We start from the raw sequence: 21,217 nt of genomic DNA, 5'->3' as shown, positions 1-21,217 counted from the left end.
GAAGTACTATAAAACTAATTTATTATCTATTAATCGAGTATTAAAAGATTGAATGTATGCCTTAATAAAACGTTCCATTTTAGTTCTAATCTCTTTATTCGAGTTTAATAGGTTTGTTTTCAATAATTCATCTTTCTTAAAATGATATAAACCTATTGCTTTTTTACCATCAAAAGCCATATAATAATCACCATCAATATAATGATAAATATTATCTAAATAATAAACAACAAAATCTTTCTCAGATTTATATGGTTTTCCAAAAGTAATCATTTTTGTTTTAATGTTTAACAAATCGAGAATTGATGGCATAATATCAATTTGTTGCATATTACGATAACTGATTCCTCCAAAATTTTTATCACCAGGGTTAAAAAAAGCAATTGGGACTCTAAATTTTCCAACATTTGTCTCAAATTTTTTCTCTGTTGCTTCTGATGAAGTATGATCGGCTGTTAAAACAAATATAGTATTTTTATACCAATCTTGTTTTTTAGCACTTTCAAAGAATAGTTTTAATGCATAATCAGTATAAGCAATACTCTCTTGAATTTTTGTCGTTCCTTTTGGAAATTTTCCTTTATATTTTTCAGGAATAGTATAAGGATTATGAGATGAAATACTAAAAATTGTAGTAAAAAAAGGCTCTTTAAATTCATTCATTTTACTGCAATAGAATTGAAAAAAGTCTTCATCAAAAACACCCCATGTTCCATCAAAAGATTCTGGACCCACATATTCATCTTTACCGAAATAGTTGTCAAAACCTGCAACATTACAATATTGATCAAAATTCTGACTACCATTAAAAGCACCATGAAAAAATGAAGTATTGTAACCATTGTCTTTTAATATTTTTGGCAATCCATAAACATTGTTTATAGCATAACTGGAAGTGATTAATGAATGATTCATTAAACTTGGAATACTTGAAAGTGTAGAAGGAACAGCGTCTATAGAAAGTTTGCCATTTGCAAAACCATTTTCGAAAAACAAAGATTTAGTTAGTAGAGAATCTAAAAAAGGAGTTTGTCCGCGTTGGATATTCTCTCTACCAAAACTTTCTAAAATTATAATTGCTACATTTTTTTTTGTAGGTTCTCCTTTTGGATTAATTTCTAATACTGGATTGAAAATAGTATTTAATTCTTTTTCCGAATAAAAATTAGGAGCCTCTAATGTTTCTTTCTTACCAATTGTCTTTAAAATAGAAAAAGGAGTATTCAATACAAACGCAGATTGGTTTATAGAACCATAACTTACCGAATCTACAATTCGTAATGGTTTTTTTTGAAAACCACCTCTTCCAAATAAAAAAATAACTCCCATAAAAAGCAAGAAAAACCCAAATTGTTTTAAGATTTGAATTTTAGTATTATTTTGAATTGAAATAATTTTTAATGTAGGAATTGATTTCCAAAATAGAAAAGAAAGCAGTATCGCAATAATTGGTAAATACCAAAATTCAGAAAGAAAAGAAAATATTAAAGTTTTAATTTCATTTTCCATTCCACTTGCTGTTATCATACCAAATGTACTTCTTCTTCCTGTGAATTTATAATATTCAAAATCCACAAAATTAGTAAGTAGAAAAATAAGGTTAACAGTATAGAAAGTTACTTTTAATACTTTTTGGTAACTAGGTTTATATTTAAAATTACCTGGAATAAAATGAAATAAAGCAAAAAGAAGGTTGATATATGCTATTGCAGATAAATCAAAATGTAAACCACCAATAATACTTTTAAAAGTAATAGCATTAAAATTACTACTATTAAATAAGTAAAATAAAATACGACAAACTTGGTATAAGAATAAAACAAGTGTAAAACGTTTAAAAAACAGTTTTACACTTTGAAAATAATTTTGCATGTTATTGTAAAATATTTTAAACAGCTACGTTATATTCACGTAAAGCATCATTAAGTGATGTTTTTAAATCAGTTGAAGGTTTTCTTTGTCCAATAATTAAAGCACAAGGAACTTGATATTCTCCTGCTGGAAATTTTTTAGTATATGTACCAGGAATTACTACTGATCTTGCAGGAACAACTCCTTTATATTCTTTAGGTTCTTCACCTGTAACATCAATAATTTTTGTAGAACCTGTTAATACTACATTTGCTCCTAAAACAGCTTCTTTTTCAACACGAACTCCTTCCACAACAATACAACGAGATCCGATAAAAGCACCATCTTCGATAATTACTGGAGCAGCTTGTAATGGTTCTAAAACACCACCAATTCCAACACCACCTGATAAGTGCACATTTTTACCAATTTGTGCACAACTTCCTACTGTAGCCCATGTGTCAACCATTGTTCCTTCATCAACATAAGCACCAATATTTACATAACTTGGCATTAAAATAACCCCTTTAGAAATATAAGCACCATGGCGAGCTACTGCGTTAGGCACTACACGTATTCCTTTTTCGGCATATCCTCTTTTTAAAGGCATCTTATCATGATATTCAAAAATACCCGCTTCAAGTGTTTCCATTTTCTGAATAGGAAAATAAAGAACAACAGCTTTTTTTACCCATTCGTTTACTTGCCATCCTTCAGCAATTGGTTCAGCCACTCTAAGCGATCCATTATCTATTAATTCAATAACTTCTCTTATGGCATTTTGAGTTGTTTCTTCTTGTAAAAGGGAACGATTATCCCAAGCTTGTTCTATTGTAGATTGTAAGTGTGTCATTGTAAAAAATTTGCTGCAAAGATAGTCTGATTTTTTTTAAATCATATTTCTTTTTAGTTACATATTTCTTCTTTGCTATTATAAATGTGAGTTTTGTAAATATTAAAATAAAGTTAAAATATATGTTTTTAGGTTGCTTCTTTTCTTCAAAGGAATATTGAGTTTCCTTATTTGTTTTTGCATTATTTTAAAATATACACTACTTTTTTAAGTTTTAAATAATAAATTTTAGATGTTTTTTTGCTTTTAATTATAGTAAATAAAATTTTTGAAAATAGTGTATTCATGCACTGATTACATTTATTTATTAAATGAAAACTGATTTTTATCAGTTTTTTTATTTTTATGTTTCTATAGTTTTGCACCATCATTGAAACTGCTATAACCTTTAAATTAATTAGCAAAAAAACAAACCAAAAAAAGAATGACATGGATTTAGACAATCAAGCAAAAAACACCCCAATAATAATTGATAAAGAGGTTTCGTGGGATAAGACTCAAGTGATTATGAGTAAAACAAATCCTCGAGGCATTATTGAGTATGCAAATGAAGTTTTTGTAGACGTATGTGGATATGAAGATTATGAATTAATGGGACAACCTCATAACATTATTAGACATCCAGATATGCCCAAAGTTATTTTTAAAGTCTTATGGGAGAAATTAAAAGGAGGTGAAAATTTCCATGCAATTGTAAAAAACTTAGCCAAATCAGGGAGATATTATTGGGTAATTACAGATTTTGAAATAGCAAAAGATGATAAAGGAGTAATAGCTAATTATTTCGCTAGAAGAAGAGCCGTTCCACAAGAAGTTATAACAAATCATATAGAACCATTATATAAAAAATTATGGCAAATTGAAGCGGCAAGTGGAGTAGAATATAGTGAGAAATATTTAAATGGTTTCTTAGAAGAAAAAAATAAAACCTATGTGCAATATATTATGGAATTAATCTATGAACAAGAAAAATTAAATAGTAAAAACACAAAGGAAGAAGAAGAAAAGGGATTTTTTAGTAGATTTTTTGGAAGATAAAATTTCCAATTTTGTTTTATAATTATGGTTAGGACACATCTGTTTTTTTACAGATGTGTTTTTTTATAATTCTGTTTTTAGATTGTATATCTTTGTACTTTGAAATGCATGTGTCAAAGCTATAATTTCATTGAAAAAACCATGAAATTTACAACTATTAATTATTGCGCTTCAATTTATCTTTAAAAACAGTTATTTAAGATGGAAGAACCAGATGTTATTTTAATAGGCGCTGGAATTATGAGTGCAACATTAGGAATTTTGATTAAAGAATTAGAACCTAATTGTAAAATTGAAATTTATGAACGTCTATCAGAAGCTGCCTCAGAAAGTAGCGATGCATGGAATAATGCAGGAACAGGTCATGCAGCTTTTTGTGAATTAAATTATACTCCTGAAAAGGAAGATGGTACTATTGATATTACAAAAGCACTTAAAATTTCCGAAGCTTATGAAGTTTCAAGACAATTTTGGAGTTATTTGGTTCAAAAAGGAATCTTAAAAAATCCAGAAATTTTTATACATTCTATTCCACATATTAGTTTTGTTTGGGGAAAAGAAAATGTTGCTTTCCTAAAGAAAAGACACGAAGCTTTAACTAAAAAAAGTTTATTCAAAAGGATGCTTTTTAGTGATGATAAAGCTGTTCTTGAAGAATGGATGCCTTTAGTGATGCATAATAGAGATAAAAATGAAGTACATGCAGCTACTTATATGCCAATAGGTACTGATGTTAATTTTGGAACATTAACCAGAGCTTTGTTTGAGTACTTAAAAGATCAAGAAGGTGTAACGTTATATTTTCAAACAGAAGTAGAAAAATTAAAGAAGCAAGAAGACGGAAATTGGAAAGTTAAAGTACGAAATTTAGAAACACATAAATCTAGAAAAGTAAAAACACCATTCGTTTTCATTGGAGCAGGTGGAGGTTCATTACGATTATTAGAAAAAGCAGATATAGAAGAAGGAAATGGATTTGGAGGATTTCCAATAAGCGGACAATGGCTTCGTTGTATGAATCCAGAAATAATAAAACAACATAAAGCAAAAGTATATGGAAAAGCATCTGTTGGTTCACCACCTATGTCTGTGCCACATATTGATACTCGTGTTATAGATGGAAAACAAGAATTACTTTTTGGTCCTTATGCTGGTTTTACCACAAAGTTTTTAAAAAACGGTTCTTATTTAGATTTGTTGAAATCCATTCAAACAGACAATATTGTGCCAATGCTTTCGGCTGGAATTCACAATATTCCTTTAACAAAGTACCTAATTGAACAAGTGATGCAATCTCAAGAAGATAGAATGAAAGCCTTAAAAAACTATTTTCCTAATGCAAAAACAGAAGATTGGGTTTTAGAAACTGCCGGAAAACGGGTACAAGTGATTAAAAAAGATAAAGAAGGTAAAGGTGTTTTAGAATTTGGAACAGAAGTAGTGAATGATTCAGATGGTTCATTAGCTGTTCTATTAGGAGCATCACCAGGAGCATCGACTTCAGTCTCAATTATGATTGATGTAATTAGTAGATGTTTTACAGACAAATACAATTCAGAAGCTTGGCAAAATAAAATGAAAGAAATGATTCCTTCATTTGGGGAAAAACTAAATGATAACGATGAATTGTGTACACAAATAAGAGAAATGACTAGTAAGACGTTGAAACTAGTAAACTAATACTACATTTAAAATAAAATATAAACACATCTGTTTCTTTGCAGGTGTGTTTTTGTTTATAAACCTACTTTTCTTTCCGTATATTTGCTTTATAAAATAGAATTATGCCTAGAATACTCGCTATAGATTATGGATTAAAGCGCACAGGAATTGCAGTTACCGATGAAATGCAAATTATAGCATCAGGATTAACCACAATTTCATCAGAAACATTGATTCCTTTTTTAAAAGAATACTTCTCAAAGGAAAAAGTAGAAAAAGTAATTATTGGAGAACCAAAACAAATGGATGGAACTCCTTCCGAAAGTGCAACCTTAATTGAGAAATTTATAGTTTTATTTCAAAAAGAATTCACAACAATGCCATTAGAAAAAATTGATGAACGATTCACCTCTAAAATGGCTTTTCAAACCATGATTGATAGTGGCTTGAAGAAAAAACAACGTCAAAACAAAGGCCTAATAGACGAAATTGCAGCTACTATTCTTTTGCAAGATTATTTACAATACAAACGATAAACTTTTTTGAATAATGAGAGACCAATTAGATGCCAAAGATCAATTAATATTAGAAATTTTACAAAATGATTCTACTATTTCTGTGAAAGATATAGGAGAAAAAATAGGACTTTCATTTACACCAACATACGAGCGTATCAAAAATTTAGAACGTAACGGTGTCATAAAAAAATACGTCGCTTTGGTAGACCGATTCAAAATTGGTGTTGAAATCGTAGTATATTGCAATGTTACTTTAAAAGAACAATCAAAAGAAGCTTTAGACGAATTTGAAAAAATTATAACGCCAATTCCTCAAGTTTTAGATGTCATTAGCTTATCAGGAAATTACGATTATATGCTAAAAATTGTCGCAGAAGATATAAAATCCTATAATGACTTTGTGGTGAATGTGATTTCTAATATTCCAAACATAGGGCAATATCATAGTAGTATTGTAATGAATGAATGTAAAAAGGAAACAGCTTATCCTTTGAAGGTAAAGTAGGATATTAATTTAGTAGATGTTAGAAGGGAATATAAAGTAAAACACGCAAAAGACTCCTAAATGAGAATATATTCAGCGATACAAATTGGAGATTATCATCAAAATAATTGTGAAGATCATTTGTATATTGGAGAATATGGAAAAAATAAAATACTCTGTGCAGTAATGGATGGTTGCACAACTGCATTGGAGAGTCATTTTGCTTCAACTTTAGTTGGAAAAATTCTAAAGAAAATCTGCATTGAAAAAGGTTATAAAGAATTTATTGAACAAAATAATTTACAATTCAATATTGAAGAAGATTTAAAATCAATTCTCAAGGATTTATTAAATGAACTCAAAATTGTGAAAAATTCATTAATGCTTGACTCCAAAGAGTTATTGACAACTTTAATCATAATGTTGATTGATAAAAATAATGAGCAAGGAATAGTTTTAGCAATTGGAGATGGGTTTGTAAATATTAATGGTAAAATAACTGAATTTGAACAAGACAACAAACCCGATTATTTAGGTTTTCATTTATCTGAGGATTTTGAAACATTTTATAATTCTCAAAAGCAGAAAATCGAATTTAACAAAATAATAGATTTGAGTATTTCGACTGACGGAATATTTACATTTGAGAAATTAGTATCAAATAAATTCAAAGAGGAGATTAATATAATCGAGTTTTTAACAACCGAAAAAACGAATTGCGAAAAAAACGAAATGCTTAATCTAAAACTAAAGATATTAGAAAACGAATTTGGATTAAAGCCCACTGATGATTTTTCTATTATAAGAATAATGGAATGAAAATTGAGATTAGAATTAAACTAGTAAGCGATAGTCTAGGATTAATCTTAATTTGTAGTATAAAAAAACCTTTGTCAAAATTCAAAACTTTGACAAAGGTTTTTATCTTATTCAAATCTACTCTTCACTTCCTCAAAATTAGCCACAATCAAATCATTACCTAAATTTCCAATACTTCCTTCATGTGAATGATTGATAGCATAATTAGGTTCAAACGTATTGTTTTCAATAGCTAAACCAATATTTTTATAAGCATCTCTAAACGCAATTCCATCTAAAACTTGTTGGTTTACATTTTCTACGCTAAACATGTATTTGTACTTTTCATCTTTTACTATTTCTGGTTTTATTTGAATGTGTGCCAACATAAAATCGAACATTTCCAAACAATCTTTTAAAGAAGTTAGAGCTGGAAACAGAATCTCCTTCGTCAACTGAACATCTCTATGATAACCAGAAGGTAAATTATTGGTAACCAAAATCAATTCGTTTGGAACTGCCTGAATTCTATTGCATTTGGCTCTCATAATTTCAAACACATCTGGATTTTTTTTGTGAGGCATAATGCTACTTCCAGTTGTTAACGAATCTGGAAAAGAAATGAAACCAAAATTCTGATTTAAATACAAACACATATCAAAAGCAAATTTGCTCAATGTACCAGCCATAGTAGCTAAAGCCATTCCAACAATCTTTTCCGATTTTCCTCTTGTCATTTGTGCATAAACCGAATTTACATTTAAGGTTTTAAAGTTTAATAATTCAGTGGTTAAAGTTCTATTCAACGGAAAAGAGGTACCATAACCAGCTCCAGAACCTAATGGGTTTTTATTCACTATATTATAAGCAGCTAAAAAGACTTCCAAATCGTCAATTAAACTTTCCGCATAAGCTCCAAACCAAAGTCCAAACGAAGAAGGCATAGCAATTTGTAAATGAGTATAACCTGGTAAAAGCGTGTTTTTATGTTGATTGCTTAATTGAATTAAAGTATTGAAAAGAGTTTCTGTTAGTGAAACAATATCTAAAATTTCAGCTTTGAAATACAATTTTAAATCAGTTAAAACTTGATCATTTCTAGAACGACCACTGTGAATTTTTTTACCAATATCTCCAATTCGTTGAATTAATAAATGTTCTACTTGCGAATGAACATCCTCTATTCCTTCTTCAATTTCAAAATTATTAGCTTTAATTTCAGTTAGAATCACTTTTAACTCTTTTTCAATCAATTGCCATTCGTTATCGTTTAATAGTCCAATAGAATGTAGCATTTCACAATGAGCTAATGAACCTTGAACATCATATTTTGCTAAAGAATAATCAAATTCAATATCATTTCCAACTGTAAATTGCTCTACAATTGAAGTATGTTCTAAATTAGAATGATTTGTTTTTTGCCAAATTTTAGTTGCCATTGTTAGAGTATTTTAGTTAAAATAGAAATATAAATTTCTATAGCTTCTTTAATTTCGTTTGTATAAATAAATTCATCACTACTGTGAGAACGAGTTGATAAACCTGGTCCCATTTTTAAAGACGGACAAGGAATTACAGCTTGATCTGATGAAGTTGGAGAGCCATAATACGTTCTTCCAATGGCTAAACCAGCTTTCACATAAGGATGATCCATTGGAATAGAAGAGGAGTTCAATCGTAAAGAACGAGCTGTTACTTTTGATTGTACGTTTTCTTTTACCAAATGATACACTTCTTCATTTGAATACAATTCATTGGTACGAACATCAACTGTAAATTGGCACGAATTCGGAACTACATTATGTTGCGAACCACTATTAATAATTGTTGGAGTCATTTTAACTTCTCCTAAAATAGGCGAAATTCTATCAAATTTATATTGGGTAAACCAATGAATATCTTTTATCGCATTTAAAATAGCATTATCTTCATTAGGATGTGCAGCATGAGAAGAAGTACCAGAAGCTTCACAATCTAAAACCAATAATCCTTTTTCAGCTATAGCCAAATTCATTTCGGTTGGTTCACCTACAATAGCAAAGTCAATTTTCCCTAATTCTTTATAAATCGATTCAACACCGTTTACACCTGAAATTTCTTCTTCTGCAGTTGCAGTTATGATGAGGTTGTAGTTTAAATTTTCTTTCTCATAGAAATTTAAAAAAGTACAAATTAAACTAACCAAAGCACCACCAGCATCATTACTACCTAGACCAAATAATTTTCCATCTTTTTCAATTGGCTCAAATGGATTTAGAGTATAACCCGTATTTGGTTTCACAGTATCATGATGAGAATTTAATAAAATAGTAGGTTTTGAAGCATCATAATATTTATTATAAGCCCAAATGTTATTCATACTACGATGAGTTGGAATCTCATGAGATTTAAAAAAATCTTTTATAATAGTTGCTGTCTCATCTTCGCTTTTACTAAAAGAAGGGGTTGCTATTAACTGTTTTAAGAGCGAAATAGCAATTTCATATAAATTAATAGCGGTGCTATTTGATGATTTTGGTGTATTCATTTGATGTATTATTTAAAAAACTCAAAACATTTGTTGCTTTTAAAACTGCTATTGTTGCAACTCCGTTTTGTAAGGCGTTGAAGCAATTATCAAGCTTAGGTAGCATTCCTTTAGAAATGACACCTTCTTTTTTTAATTGTTTAAATTGTTCAAGATTTAGGGTTTGAATAACTGAGTTATCATCATTAGGATGTAATAAAACACCTTTTTTTTCAAAACAGTACAATAAAGATACTTCATATTTTGATGCTAAACTAACAGCTAAAGCATTTGCAATAGAATCGGCATTTGTATTTAATAATTGACCGTTTCCATTGTGTGTAATTGCATTTACAACAGGTGTTAATCCAAAACGTATTAGATTTTCAATAAAATCAGTATTCATACTATTCTCATTTAAATCGCCTACAAATCCATAATCAATTGTGGGATGAACTCTTTTTGTAGTTTGTATCAAATTAGCATCAACACCCGATAATCCAATGCTGTTTTTATTATTTTTTTGCAATAAAGCCACAATGTTTTTATTGATATAACCTGCATAAACCATTGTTGCAATTTTAATAGTTTCTGCATCTGTAATACGTCGGCCTTCAATTAATTGTTGTGGAATATTTAGTTTTTCAGCTAAATCAGTAGCTAATTTTCCACCACCATGAACCAAAATAAAAGGAGTTTGAATAGTAGCAATAGTTTCGATAAAAAGATTTAATTCCTCTACATTATCAATACTATTACCACCTATTTTTATAATTAAAACCTTTTGATTACTCATGATTCTCTAATATTTTTTGTAGAACTATTTGCGCAGCATAAGTTCTGTTATTAGCCTGTTGATACACCAAAGAATTTTCGCTATCTAAAACCTCATCACTTATTTCAACATTTCTTCTCACAGGTAAACAATGCATTATTTTAGCATTATTAGTTCCTCTCAATTTATCATTAGTAAGCATCCAATCTTCTTCAACAGGAATTACTTTTCCATAATCTTGAAATGAAGACCAGTTTTTTACATATACAAAATCAGCATTTTCTAATGCTTTTTCCTGATTATATTCAATGACTGCATTTTGTGTAAATTTCGTATCCAATTCATAACCTACGGGATGCGTAATCACAAAATCATAATCCGTTTGATTCATCCATTGTGCAAATGAGTTTCCAACAGCATGTGGAATAGCTTTTATATGCGGTGCCCAAGTTAGAACTACTTTTGGCTTCTTATTCTTTGGTAAATGTTCCTCAATAGTAATACAATCTGCTAAGCTTTGAAATGGATGTAAGGTTGCTGACTCTAAAGAAACTACAGGAACTTTTGCATACTTTTCAAATAAGGTATACACTTTTTCAGTAATATCCTCTTCTTTATTGGTTAAACTAGCAAAACAACGAATTCCTATAATATCACAATACTGACTTAAAACATTGGCAGCATCTTTTACATGTTCAACCGTATTTCCGTTCATAATAGCTCCATCTTCAAATTCCCACGTCCATGCTTCTTGATTAGCATTTAATATAATAGTGTGTAAACCCAAATTTTGAGCCGCTTTTTGAGTACTTAATCTGGTTCTTAAACTTGAATTTAGAAACACTAAACCTATTGTTTTTCCCTTACCAAGATGATTATTTTGTTGAGGTGTTTTTTTTAGAGTAATTGCCTCTTTTACTATTGTATGTAAATCTGTAATGTCATTTACAGAGAAGAATTTTTTCATTTTTTTTACTATTTAATTTTGAAACCGTTTTGAATGCACTGATAAAAACATCTAACTCTTTTTTAGAGATGTTTAAAGCAGGTAAAATCCGTAGTGTATTTGGGCAAGATGCATTTCCAGTTAAAATATTAAAATCGCTCAGTAATTGATTTCTGAATGGAGCGCATGGTGTTTTTAATTCAATGCCAAACATTAAACCTTTGTATCTTATTTCTTTAACACTTTCATTATCTTTTAATTGTTCATAAAGATAATCTCCCATTTCAGTAGCATTTTGAATTAAATTTTCTGCTTCAATAATTTCTAAAACAGCTTTTGAAGCTGCACAAGCCAAATAATTTCCCCCAAAAGTAGTACCTAATAAACCGTGTTTGGCTTCAATTTTTGGTGAAATAATTACTCCACCAACAGGAAATCCATTCCCCATTCCTTTTGCAATCGTAATAATATCTGCTTGAACATTGGCATGTTGGTGCGCAAAGAATTTACCAGTTCTTCCATAACCCGATTGTATTTCGTCAGCAATAAATAAAGCATTGTTCTCATTACAAAGGCTTCTAATTTTTTGTAAAAAAGCAGTTGTTGGAATTTGAACACCACCAACTCCCTGTATGCCTTCAATTATTATAGCCGCAATATCTTTGTGCTCTTGAAATGTTTTTTCTAACGCTTCTTCATCATTAAAAGGCAAGAAAATAAAAGCATCAGTTTCATTAATTGGCGCAATTATTTTTTTATTATCAGTTGCCGCTACTGCTGCGGAAGTTCTTCCATGAAAAGCTTTTGTAAAACAAACTACTTTCTTTCTGTTAGTATGAAAAGAAGCTAGTTTCAAAGCATTTTCATTAGCTTCAGCTCCAGAATTACACATAAAGAATTCATAATTTTCATAATGGCTTATTTTCCCTAACAATTTAGCAACTTCTTCTTGAATTGGAATTCGTACAGAATTAGAGTAAAAACCAATATTATGCAATTGTTTTGTAATCGTTTTTACATAAACTGGATGACTATGGCCAACGGAGATTACCGCATGACCACCATATAAATCTAAATACTTTTCCTCTTTATCATTCCATAGATAACTTCCTTCTGCCGAAACAAAGTTTAAATCGAATAACGGATATACATCAAATAATTTCATATGTAGAATATTAATTGTTTTTTAAGGTCATATGGTATCGCATGTTTTATAGTTTTTTTCAAAAAGCTTTTATAATTGCGATTTCATTTTTTATGTTTTAAAATGCCGAAGCTTTTAATTTTAATCCTAATTTAGATTCCCAACCTAACATTAAGTTCATGTTTTGAATAGCTTGTCCTGAAGCTCCTTTTACTAAATTGTCAATAACCGAATGTATGACTATTTGGTTTTCTTGTTTTTCAATATGAATGAGACACTTGTTTGTATTTACTACCTGTTTTAAATCGATTGTATTTTTAGAAATAAATACAAAAGGATTGTCTTTATAAAAAGTTTCATACATAGCATAAAGAGTCTCTAACGACAAAAAAGTCTCTAAAGTTGAACTGGTAAAAATACCTCTAGTAAAATCGCCTCTCCATGGCACAAATTCTAATTGTACTTTTTCTTTATTTAAACTTTCTAATGTTTTACAGATTTCAGGAACATGCTGATGATTTAAAGTTTTATAGGCCGAAATATTATTGGTTCTCCAACTAAAATGCGATGTAGCTTGCAATTGTTGTCCTGCACCAGTTGAGCCAGTAATTCCAGTTGTATACACTTTGTTTAGTAATTTTTCTTTTGCTAATGGAAGTAGAGCCAATTGAATAGCAGTAGCAAAACAACCCGGATTAGCCACATAATTACTCTTTTTAATCATTTCCTCATTAACTTCTGATAAACCATAGACAAATTCCCCTTTATTAAATAGTCCATCTAGTCTAAAATCATTTCCTAAATCAATAATTTTTATTTCATCAGAAATAGTATTGCTTTCAATCCAAACCTTACTCTCTTTGTGCGGTAAGCATAGAAAAAGAACATCAATATTGTTTGAATACTCATTTGTAAACACTAAATCCGTTTCTCCAATTAAATCAGTGTGAATAGTATTAATAGGTTGACCATTACAACTTCTGCTTAAAGCAAAAGAAATTACTACATTAGGATGATTGAGCAGTAAACGAATAAGTTCTCCACCTGTATAACCTGCTGCACCAATAATTCCTGTTTTTATTTTAGTTTGCATCTACTTCTGTTTTATTAGCATTCACTTTGTGATAAATAGAAAGAGAATTGCTTATAATTTTTGAATACCCTTTTACATCATCACCAGACCATCCTAAATTCATTTCTCCATAACTTCCAAACTTAGTATTCATTAAATCATTTTCTGATGATATTCCATTTATTACAAAACGATAGGGAAGTAGTGTAATAAAAACTTTTCCATTGACTTTATCTTGAGTACTTTCAAAGAAAGTTTCAATATCGCGCATAGCCGGATCTAAAAATAAACCTTCATGTAACCAGCTTCCATACCATTCAGATAATTGTGATTTTAAGTTCAATTGAAATTTTGAAAGCGTGTGTTTTTCTAATAAATGATGTGCTTTTAAAATTAAAGTAGCTGCTGCTGCCTCAAAACCAACTCTTCCTTTTATCCCTACAATGGTATCGCCAACATGAATATCTCTTCCAATTGCAAAAGGAGAGGCTATGCTTTCTAAATACTGAATAGCTTCACTAGAATGTGAAAAAGTTTCATTATTTACACTTGTTAATTCTCCTTTTGTAAATTGAAGTACAACTTCTGTTTTATCTGTTTCCGTTTTACTTAATTGAGAAGGAAAAGCTGTTTCGGGTAAATAAAGACTAGATGTTAATGTTTCTTTTCCACCAACAGAAGTTCCCCATAATCCTTTATTAATAGAATATTGTGCCTTTTCAAAATTAATTTCAAAACCATTTTCTTCCAAAAATTCAATTTCTGCTTCTCTAGATAGTTTTAAATCTCTTATAGGAGTTACAATTTCAACAGTAGGACATAATATATTAAAAATAACATCAAATCTTACCTGATCGTTTCCTGCACCAGTACTTCCATGAGCAATAGCATTTGCTTCTATTGCTATTGCATATTCGGCAATTGATTTTGCTTGAATAGTTCTTTCCGCACTTACAGAAAGAGGATAAGTGTTGTTTTTTAAAACATTGCCAAATATTAAATATTTTACACAAGACTCATAATAACCTTCTATTGCATTGATACATGTATAAGAATGAACACCTAATTCATAAGCACGCTTTTCAATTGCTAAAATTTCTGCTGTAGAGAAACCTCCTGTATTTATTGTAACAGCATGAACTTCATATCCTAATTTTTTTGATAAATATACTGCACAAAATGAAGTGTCTAAACCACCACTATATGCTAAAACTATTTTCTTCATTTTCTCTTTTTTGATTTAATTTATCGTCTTTATCGTACATCATAGCTGTACAAAGGCAATTTTTTTTATTTTTTGAAATTAATATTTCATAATTGATACAGCTTTTACAGCCATCCCAAAATTTCTCATCCTGAGTGATTTCAGAATATGTAATAGGCTCATAACCTAATTCACTATTAATCTTCATGACTGCTAACCCTGTAGTTAATCCAAAGATTTTTGCTTCAGGATATTTCTGCCTAGATAGCTTAAAAATTTCTTTTTTTATGCTTCTTGCTAACCCCATAATTCTGTATTTTGGAGCAACAATTAATCCGGAGTTAACAACAAATTTTTCTTCACTCCATGTTTCTATATAACAGAAACCAGCCCATTCATTCTCTTCAGTAATGGCAATGATGGCATTTCCTTCTGTTATCTTTTTATTTAAATATTCAACGGAACGCTTTGCGATTCCTGTACCTCTAACTTTAGCCGAGTTTTCCATTTCTGCAATAATTGTCTCACAAAAAATAGAATGATTAGCATTCGTTTGTTCAATTTTGATCACCATTACACCAAATTTTCGGCAAATCTAAATAAAATATTTATATAAAACACAAATAATAGATAAAATAACTTTTATTTAATATTTATCAGGTATAATATCTTTGTATGTTAACTAAATCAGATAATGAATACATATTGTTATTAGGTTAGGATACTTATAATAAATATTTTACTTAATTTTGCATTCTAAATTTTAGAAAATGATTTTACCAATATATGGCTATGGTGAGCCTGTTTTAAGAAAAGTAGGAGAAGAAATAGCAGAAGATTACCCTAATTTAAAAGAAACGATTGCCAATATGTATGAGACAATGTATCATGCCTATGGTGTAGGATTAGCTGCTCCACAAGTAGGTTTGGCTATTCGCCTTTTTCTAGTAGATACTTCACCTTTTGCAGAGAGTGACGATATATCAAAAGAAGAAGCAGAAGAACTAAAAGCGTTTAAACAAACATTCATTAATGCTAAAATAGTTAAAGAAGAAGGTGATCTTTGGGGATTTAATGAAGGATGTTTAAGTATTCCAGACGTTAGAGAAGATGTTTTCCGTCATGACACTATTACAATTGAATATTTTGATGAAGATTTTAATAAAAAGACAGAAGTATATTCAGGAATAATAGCAAGAGTAATTCAGCATGAATACGATCATATTGAAGGTATTTTATTTACAGATCATTTATCAATGTTAAAGAAGAAATTAATAGGGAAGAAGTTGATGAATATAATGGAAGGGAAATCGAGACCAGATTATAAAATGAAATTCGTTAATAAAAAAGGAAGATAATTGATTGTATAATTTGAAATAGAATAAATTTAACAATAAATGACTGTCTTAAAATTGTTGTTTTTATTGTTATTGATATTGAAAAATATATATATTTGCCAACCATAAATAAAAAGAAAAATGAGCATTCAAAAAATATTAGCTATTTCTGGAAAACCAGGTTTATATGAATTAAAAATTCAAACGCGTACTGGTTTTGTTGCTGAGTCATTATTAGATGGTAAAAAAATTACCGTAGGTATGCGTAGTAACGTAAGTTTACTATCTGAAATTGCAGTTTATACCTATTCTGAAGAAATTCGTTTAGCAGACGTTTTTAAAGCAATTGCTACAAAAGAAAATGATGGAGCAGCTATTTCACATAAAGAAAACGATGCTACTTTAAAAGACTATTTTAGAGAAGTTTTACCAGAATTTGATGAAGATAGAGTATATACTTCAGATATTAAGAAAATTGTAAACTGGTACAATATTTTACAACCAAAAGGATTTGTATCTGTAGAAGCTTTATCTAAAGAAGAAGAAAAAGAAGAAACTGCTGAATAAGTAGTAGAAAATATAAAATAAGAGTCCTCATTTTGAGGACTTTTTTAATTACAATAAAAACAAAGTATTTTCTTAATCGATGCCTACATTAAAACATCCAATATACAATATACGCTTTGGTTCAATCTGTTTAAGTTCTTTGTTCTTTTCATCGAGCTATAATATGTTAATTCCAGAATTACCAGCTTATTTAAGTAAACTAGGCGGTGCGGAATACATAGGGCTTATTATTGCCTTGTTCACACTTACGGCTGGTTTATCTCGTCCGTTTAGTGGAAAATTAACCGATACTATAGGGAGAAAACCTGTTATAATTATTGGTGTTATTGTTTGTATTATTTGTGGTTTTCTATACCCTATATTAAGTACTGTTTCTGGTTTTTTACTTTTAAGATTGTTTCATGGTTTTTCAACAGGCTTTAGTCCAACCGCAATTTCAGCTTATGTGTCTGATATAATTCCTTCAAAACGTTGGGGAGAAGCATTAGGAATACAAGGATTGTTTTTTAGTACAGGATTAGCTTTAGGACCAGCAATAGGAAGTTTTATAAAATTACATTATACATTTGATGTTTTATTTTATAGTTCATCTTTTATGGCATTCATGGCAGTTATTCTTGTTTTTAACATAAAAGAAACATTAATAAACAAACAAGAATTTAAGCTGTCTAATTTAAAAATATCAAAGAAAGATATTTTAGCAAAAGAAGCGCTATCTCCTGCACTTATTACATTCTTAGCCTATTCATCTTTCGGAATTATATTAACATTAATTCCAGATTGGAGCGAACATTTAGGCATGGGTAATAAAGGACTATTCTTTATTGTATTTACAATAGCTTCATTATGTATTAGATTTTTAGCAGGAAAATTTTCAGATAGATATAGTCGTATTCCTATTTTAATTTTAGGGCTTACACTTTTATTTATTTCATTAATTGTTATGGGATACTTTAAAACAATATCAGGCTTATTAATAGGATCAATTATATATGGCTTAGCAATTGGAGTTTTATCACCAACTTTAAATGCTTGGACGGTAGATTTAAGTTTTCCAGAATATAGAGGAAGAGCAATTGCAACAATGTATATTGCACTAGAAGCAGGAATAGGTTTAGGAGCCTTGTTTTCAGGACTATTTTACCAAGGAAATGTTATAAGAGTTCCTATAATTTTATATGCTTGTTCTATTGCGGTTTTGATTGCTATAACTTATCTGTTATTCAAACTAAAAACAAAATAATTTTGATTGATTAATATTTAAGGTTTTTATTTCTATTATGTATAATAAAAAGTTACGATTAGTCTTCTAGAAATAAATTTATAATTTTACAGAATCAATTACAATTTTAAAAACACAAATGAGCAATCGCAAAAACCAACTTGAAGCTTTCGGTAGATTATTAGATATTATGGATGATTTACGTGAGAAATGCCCATGGGATAAAAAGCAAACTTTAGAAAGTTTACGTCATTTAACTATTGAAGAAACGTATGAATTAGGTGATGCTATTTTAGATAATGATTTACAGGAAATTAAAAAAGAGTTAGGCGATTTATTATTACACATTGTATTTTATGCTAAAATAGGTAGTGAAACTAATGATTTTGATATTGCAGATGTTGCTAATAGTATTTGTGATAAGCTTATAGATCGTCATCCTCATATTTATGGTGATGTTGTAGTTGCAAATGAAGAGGAAGTAAAGCAAAATTGGGAAAAATTAAAACTAAAAGAAGGCAAAAAATCAGTTTTAGAAGGTGTTCCAAAGAGTTTGCCTGCTTTAGTAAAAGCGAGTCGAATTCAAGATAAGGTAAAAGGAGTAGGTTTTGATTGGGAAGAATCACACCAAGTTTGGGATAAAGTTCAAGAAGAATTACAAGAGTTACAAGAAGAAGTAAAAATAGGAGATCAGGATAAAATTGAGGCTGAATTTGGCGATGTAATGTTTTCAATGATAAATTATGCTCGTTTTTTAAAGGTTAATCCAGAAGATGCTTTGGAACGAACTAATAAAAAGTTTATGAAACGCTTTATGTACTTAGAAAGTAAAGCGGGAGAATTAGGTAAACCATTATCAGGCATGACATTAGCGGAAATGGATGTGTTTTGGGAAGAAGCTAAACGATTATAATATCAAGTAAGTTATCTTTTATACTTATTATAAAAAAATAACCATATAGAAATAGACGATTTAGTATATTTCTATATGGTTAAAATTTATAAGTTATTTTATTTTTTTCTTAAAGTTATAAATTGTTTCATTTACTGTAAACCAGCAGAAGTAAAAAATACCTACCGAGAAGATAATATCACCTATCATGCGTAGCCATTTTAAAAGTTGTACAGTTGGAGAATATAATAATTCAGCATCTCTTGCAAAAGAATATCCTTTTGTAATTGAAGTATAAGCTTGTATAATTCCAATAGGTAAAAGGCTAAAAAGTACCATAGCTACAAGTCCAATATTTAAACACCAAAAAGCTCTTTTTAGTTTTGTGTTTTCCCAATTTCTATCAGAATAAAAACGTAAACAAATAAGAATAAATCCCATGCCTAACATTCCATAGACTCCAAATAAAGCAGTGTGAGCATGAACAGCAGTTGTATTTAATCCTTGAATATAATATAAAGCAATAGGCGGATTAATTAAAAAACCAAAAACACCAGCTCCTACAAAATTCCAGAAAGCAACAGCAATAAAGAAAAAAATAGGCCATTTGTATTTTTGCATCCAAGTTTTACTTTTTAATAAATTCCAGTTTTCTCTGATTTCAAATCCCATTAATGTAAGTGGAACAACTTCTAAAGCACTAAATGTTGCTCCTAATGCAATAGCTTGTACAGGTGTTCCTGAAAAATATAGATGATGTAATGTTCCAATAATTCCACCCGCTAAAAAAATAGATGCAGAAGCAATAGAAACTCTTCCAGCGGTCTTTGCGGCAATGATTTTCATTCTAGAAAATATAAAAGCAATAACAACAGTTGCAAATACTTCAAAAAAACCTTCTACCCATAAATGAACTAACCACCATCTCCAATAATTAATAACAGGTAAGCTACTGTTTTCGCCATACATTAATCCAGAAAAGAAGAACATTCCAATTGCTATTACTGATAGTAATAGAATGATTAATAGATCTTTTGATTCATCATTTTTTCGTATAGCATAAAGGATATGACGACTTACCATTATTACCCAAAGTACTAATCCAACAGCTAATAAAAGTTGCCAAAATCGTCCTAAATCCATGTATTCATAACCTTGATGACCAAAGAAAAAATTGGTAGTTAAATCTAAAAACTGATGTACACCAAGCCATTCTCCCAGCATAGAACCTAGAACAATAACTAATAGAGCAACAAAAAGGAAATTGATACCAAAAATTTGATATTTCATTTCTTTACCTGAAATCATAGGTGCTAAGAATAAGCCTGTTGCTAACCAAGTTGCTGCAATCCAAAATACAGCTAATTGTGTGTGCCAAGTTCTAGAAACAGAGTAAGGGAGAAAGTTTGCTAAATCAAAGCCAAAAAAGGCTTGTCCTTCAACAGTATAATGCACAGTGATGATTCCTAAGATAACTTGCAAACCTATTAGTAATGAAATTACAATGAAGTATTTCAAAATAGCTTTTTGAGAAGGGAACAATTTTAGATTCGTTAACGGATCAGTCTCAGGTTTATTGATTAAATCTCCTTTTTCATGGTTAAGTAAATAATAGTAGGTGAGTATACCAATGAAGAGGAGCAATAAAACAATAGATAAACCAGACCAAATGATTGAATCACTAGTAATAGTATTATCAATTAATGGTTCATGAGGCCAATTAGAAGTATAAGTATATTCATGATTTGGTCTATTTGTACTTGCTGCCCAAGAAGTCCAAAACAAGAAAGCATTCAGTTGCGCTAATTTTTCTTTGTCTACTAATGCCCCTTTTGGAATGGCATATTCGGCTTTTCCTTCAGAGAATATTTTTGTATAATGAATCATATTGCTTTTAATGGCATTATATCGTTCTTCTGATATAGTAATGGTATTGGAAGAAATATTAAAAGTATTTGTTTTAATATCTTGAATTAATCGCGCTTTTAAAGTTGCTTTTTTTTCAGCATTTAGTTCGTCATAAGGTTGATTGAAATCTATCTTTGCCCAAGCGTTTAGCATATAAATGGCTTCTTTGTGTATCCAGTCGGCTGTCCAATCTGGTGCTACATAACTTCCGTGTCCCCAAATAGAACCTACTTCCATGCCTCCAATAGATTCCCAAACGTTTTGACCTGTTTGTATATCGGCTTTGGTAAAGATTATTTCTGCTGTGTTTTTTAGTATTACTTTTTCAGGAATAGGAGGTTGGGTTTGATAGATTTCTGTTCCCACCCAAATAAGTGCAATAAAGGATAGAATTATAACACTAATAAATATAAGCCATATTTTTTTCATTTTTTTCTTTT

The 21,217-nt window shown here is 29.7% G+C and carries 20 protein-coding genes; 9 read left to right on the top strand and 11 right to left on the bottom strand.

Going from position 1 to position 21,217, the window contains the following annotated elements:
• Positions 1 to 6 precede the first annotated feature (6 nt).
• On the bottom strand, positions 7 to 1,872 hold the full coding sequence (locus LXD69_RS16715) for an LTA synthase family protein (protein ID WP_246916205.1): 1,866 nt from the start codon (positions 1,870 to 1,872) through the stop codon (positions 7 to 9).
• A gap of 16 nt (positions 1,873 to 1,888) precedes the next feature.
• Positions 1,889 to 2,704, bottom strand: a complete 816-nt coding sequence (locus tag LXD69_RS16710; RefSeq protein WP_045966480.1) for a 2,3,4,5-tetrahydropyridine-2,6-dicarboxylate N-succinyltransferase — start codon at positions 2,702 to 2,704, stop codon at positions 1,889 to 1,891.
• 429 nt (positions 2,705 to 3,133) lie between these two features.
• Between LXD69_RS16710 and LXD69_RS16705 the strand changes: the two genes are divergently transcribed.
• The 5 genes from LXD69_RS16705 to LXD69_RS16685 all read left to right on the top strand — a co-directional run bounded on the left by LXD69_RS16705 (position 3,134) and on the right by LXD69_RS16685 (position 7,225).
• A complete protein-coding gene (locus LXD69_RS16705) occupies positions 3,134 to 3,742 on the top strand; it encodes a PAS domain-containing protein (RefSeq protein WP_045966484.1) in 609 nt (202 codons plus the stop codon).
• Positions 3,743 to 3,943: 201 nt separating this feature from the next.
• Positions 3,944 to 5,422: a malate:quinone oxidoreductase gene (locus tag LXD69_RS16700; RefSeq protein ID WP_246916204.1), complete on the top strand. Its 1,479-nt coding sequence runs from the start codon at positions 3,944 to 3,946 to the stop codon at positions 5,420 to 5,422.
• 104 nt (positions 5,423 to 5,526) lie between these two features.
• The gene (ruvX, locus tag LXD69_RS16695) at positions 5,527 to 5,940 is read left to right on the top strand and encodes a Holliday junction resolvase RuvX (RefSeq protein ID WP_246916203.1); all 414 of its coding nucleotides are present in this window, start codon (positions 5,527 to 5,529) and stop codon (positions 5,938 to 5,940) included.
• A gap of 13 nt (positions 5,941 to 5,953) precedes the next feature.
• A complete protein-coding gene (locus LXD69_RS16690; RefSeq protein WP_246916202.1) occupies positions 5,954 to 6,427 on the top strand; it encodes an Lrp/AsnC family transcriptional regulator in 474 nt (157 codons plus the stop codon).
• A 60-nt stretch (positions 6,428 to 6,487) separates the two neighbouring features.
• Complete coding sequence (locus LXD69_RS16685) at positions 6,488 to 7,225, top strand: protein phosphatase 2C domain-containing protein (protein ID WP_045966490.1); 738 nt, start codon at positions 6,488 to 6,490, stop codon at positions 7,223 to 7,225.
• Positions 7,226 to 7,332: 107 nt separating this feature from the next.
• Here LXD69_RS16685 and argH read toward each other — a convergent pair whose 3' ends face one another.
• The 8 genes from argH to LXD69_RS16645 all read right to left on the bottom strand — a co-directional run bounded on the left by argH (position 7,333) and on the right by LXD69_RS16645 (position 15,425).
• Positions 7,333 to 8,643: an argininosuccinate lyase gene (gene argH, locus LXD69_RS16680; protein WP_246916201.1), complete on the bottom strand. Its 1,311-nt coding sequence runs from the start codon at positions 8,641 to 8,643 to the stop codon at positions 7,333 to 7,335.
• A 2-nt stretch (positions 8,644 to 8,645) separates the two neighbouring features.
• Complete coding sequence (locus LXD69_RS16675; protein WP_246916200.1) at positions 8,646 to 9,731, bottom strand: M20 family metallo-hydrolase; 1,086 nt, start codon at positions 9,729 to 9,731, stop codon at positions 8,646 to 8,648.
• Positions 9,706 to 10,506, bottom strand: coding sequence for an acetylglutamate kinase (gene argB, locus LXD69_RS16670; RefSeq protein WP_246916199.1), 801 nt, complete (start codon positions 10,504 to 10,506; stop codon positions 9,706 to 9,708). Before argB ends, LXD69_RS16675 begins: the two co-directional genes overlap by 26 nt.
• A complete protein-coding gene (locus LXD69_RS16665; RefSeq protein ID WP_246916198.1) occupies positions 10,499 to 11,452 on the bottom strand; it encodes a Rossmann-fold NAD(P)-binding domain-containing protein in 954 nt (317 codons plus the stop codon). The genes argB and LXD69_RS16665 overlap by 8 nt, the downstream gene beginning before the upstream one ends.
• On the bottom strand, positions 11,427 to 12,596 hold the full coding sequence (locus LXD69_RS16660; RefSeq protein ID WP_246916197.1) for an aspartate aminotransferase family protein: 1,170 nt from the start codon (positions 12,594 to 12,596) through the stop codon (positions 11,427 to 11,429). Before LXD69_RS16660 ends, LXD69_RS16665 begins: the two co-directional genes overlap by 26 nt.
• Positions 12,597 to 12,693: 97 nt before the next feature.
• Positions 12,694 to 13,668 (bottom strand): N-acetyl-gamma-glutamyl-phosphate reductase, encoded by a 975-nt coding sequence (gene argC, locus LXD69_RS16655; RefSeq protein WP_246916196.1) that lies wholly within the window; start codon positions 13,666 to 13,668, stop codon positions 12,694 to 12,696.
• Positions 13,658 to 14,872, bottom strand: a complete 1,215-nt coding sequence (locus LXD69_RS16650) for an argininosuccinate synthase domain-containing protein (protein ID WP_246916195.1) — start codon at positions 14,870 to 14,872, stop codon at positions 13,658 to 13,660. Before LXD69_RS16650 ends, argC begins: the two co-directional genes overlap by 11 nt.
• On the bottom strand, positions 14,847 to 15,425 hold the full coding sequence (locus tag LXD69_RS16645) for an N-acetyltransferase (RefSeq protein WP_045966506.1): 579 nt from the start codon (positions 15,423 to 15,425) through the stop codon (positions 14,847 to 14,849). Before LXD69_RS16645 ends, LXD69_RS16650 begins: the two co-directional genes overlap by 26 nt.
• A 196-nt stretch (positions 15,426 to 15,621) precedes the next feature.
• Here LXD69_RS16645 and def point away from each other — a divergent pair, with 196 nt between their 5' ends.
• The 4 genes from def (at position 15,622) to mazG (ending at position 18,890) form a co-directional block, all read left to right on the top strand.
• Positions 15,622 to 16,209: a peptide deformylase gene (gene def / locus LXD69_RS16640; protein ID WP_246916194.1), complete on the top strand. Its 588-nt coding sequence runs from the start codon at positions 15,622 to 15,624 to the stop codon at positions 16,207 to 16,209.
• Between the two features lie 120 nt (positions 16,210 to 16,329).
• A complete protein-coding gene (locus LXD69_RS16635) occupies positions 16,330 to 16,755 on the top strand; it encodes a DUF5606 family protein (protein WP_246916193.1) in 426 nt (141 codons plus the stop codon).
• 79 nt (positions 16,756 to 16,834) lie between these two features.
• Entirely contained in the window at positions 16,835 to 17,998 is a 1,164-nt protein-coding gene (locus LXD69_RS16630) for an MFS transporter (protein ID WP_246916192.1), read from the top strand.
• A 118-nt stretch (positions 17,999 to 18,116) separates the two neighbouring features.
• Positions 18,117 to 18,890, top strand: coding sequence for a nucleoside triphosphate pyrophosphohydrolase (gene mazG, locus LXD69_RS16625; RefSeq protein ID WP_246916191.1), 774 nt, complete (start codon positions 18,117 to 18,119; stop codon positions 18,888 to 18,890).
• Positions 18,891 to 18,983: 93 nt separating this feature from the next.
• Here mazG and LXD69_RS16620 read toward each other — a convergent pair whose 3' ends face one another.
• Positions 18,984 to 21,206, bottom strand: coding sequence for a nitric-oxide reductase large subunit (locus LXD69_RS16620; protein WP_045966516.1), 2,223 nt, complete (start codon positions 21,204 to 21,206; stop codon positions 18,984 to 18,986).
• Positions 21,207 to 21,217 lie beyond the last annotated feature (11 nt).

Source organism: Flavobacterium sediminilitoris (genome assembly GCF_023008245.1).
Taxonomy (GTDB): Bacteria; Bacteroidota; Bacteroidia; order Flavobacteriales; family Flavobacteriaceae; genus Flavobacterium; species Flavobacterium sediminilitoris.
The sequence above is the reverse complement of the archived record's forward strand: the minus strand, read 5'-3'. Positions and strand labels throughout refer to the sequence as shown.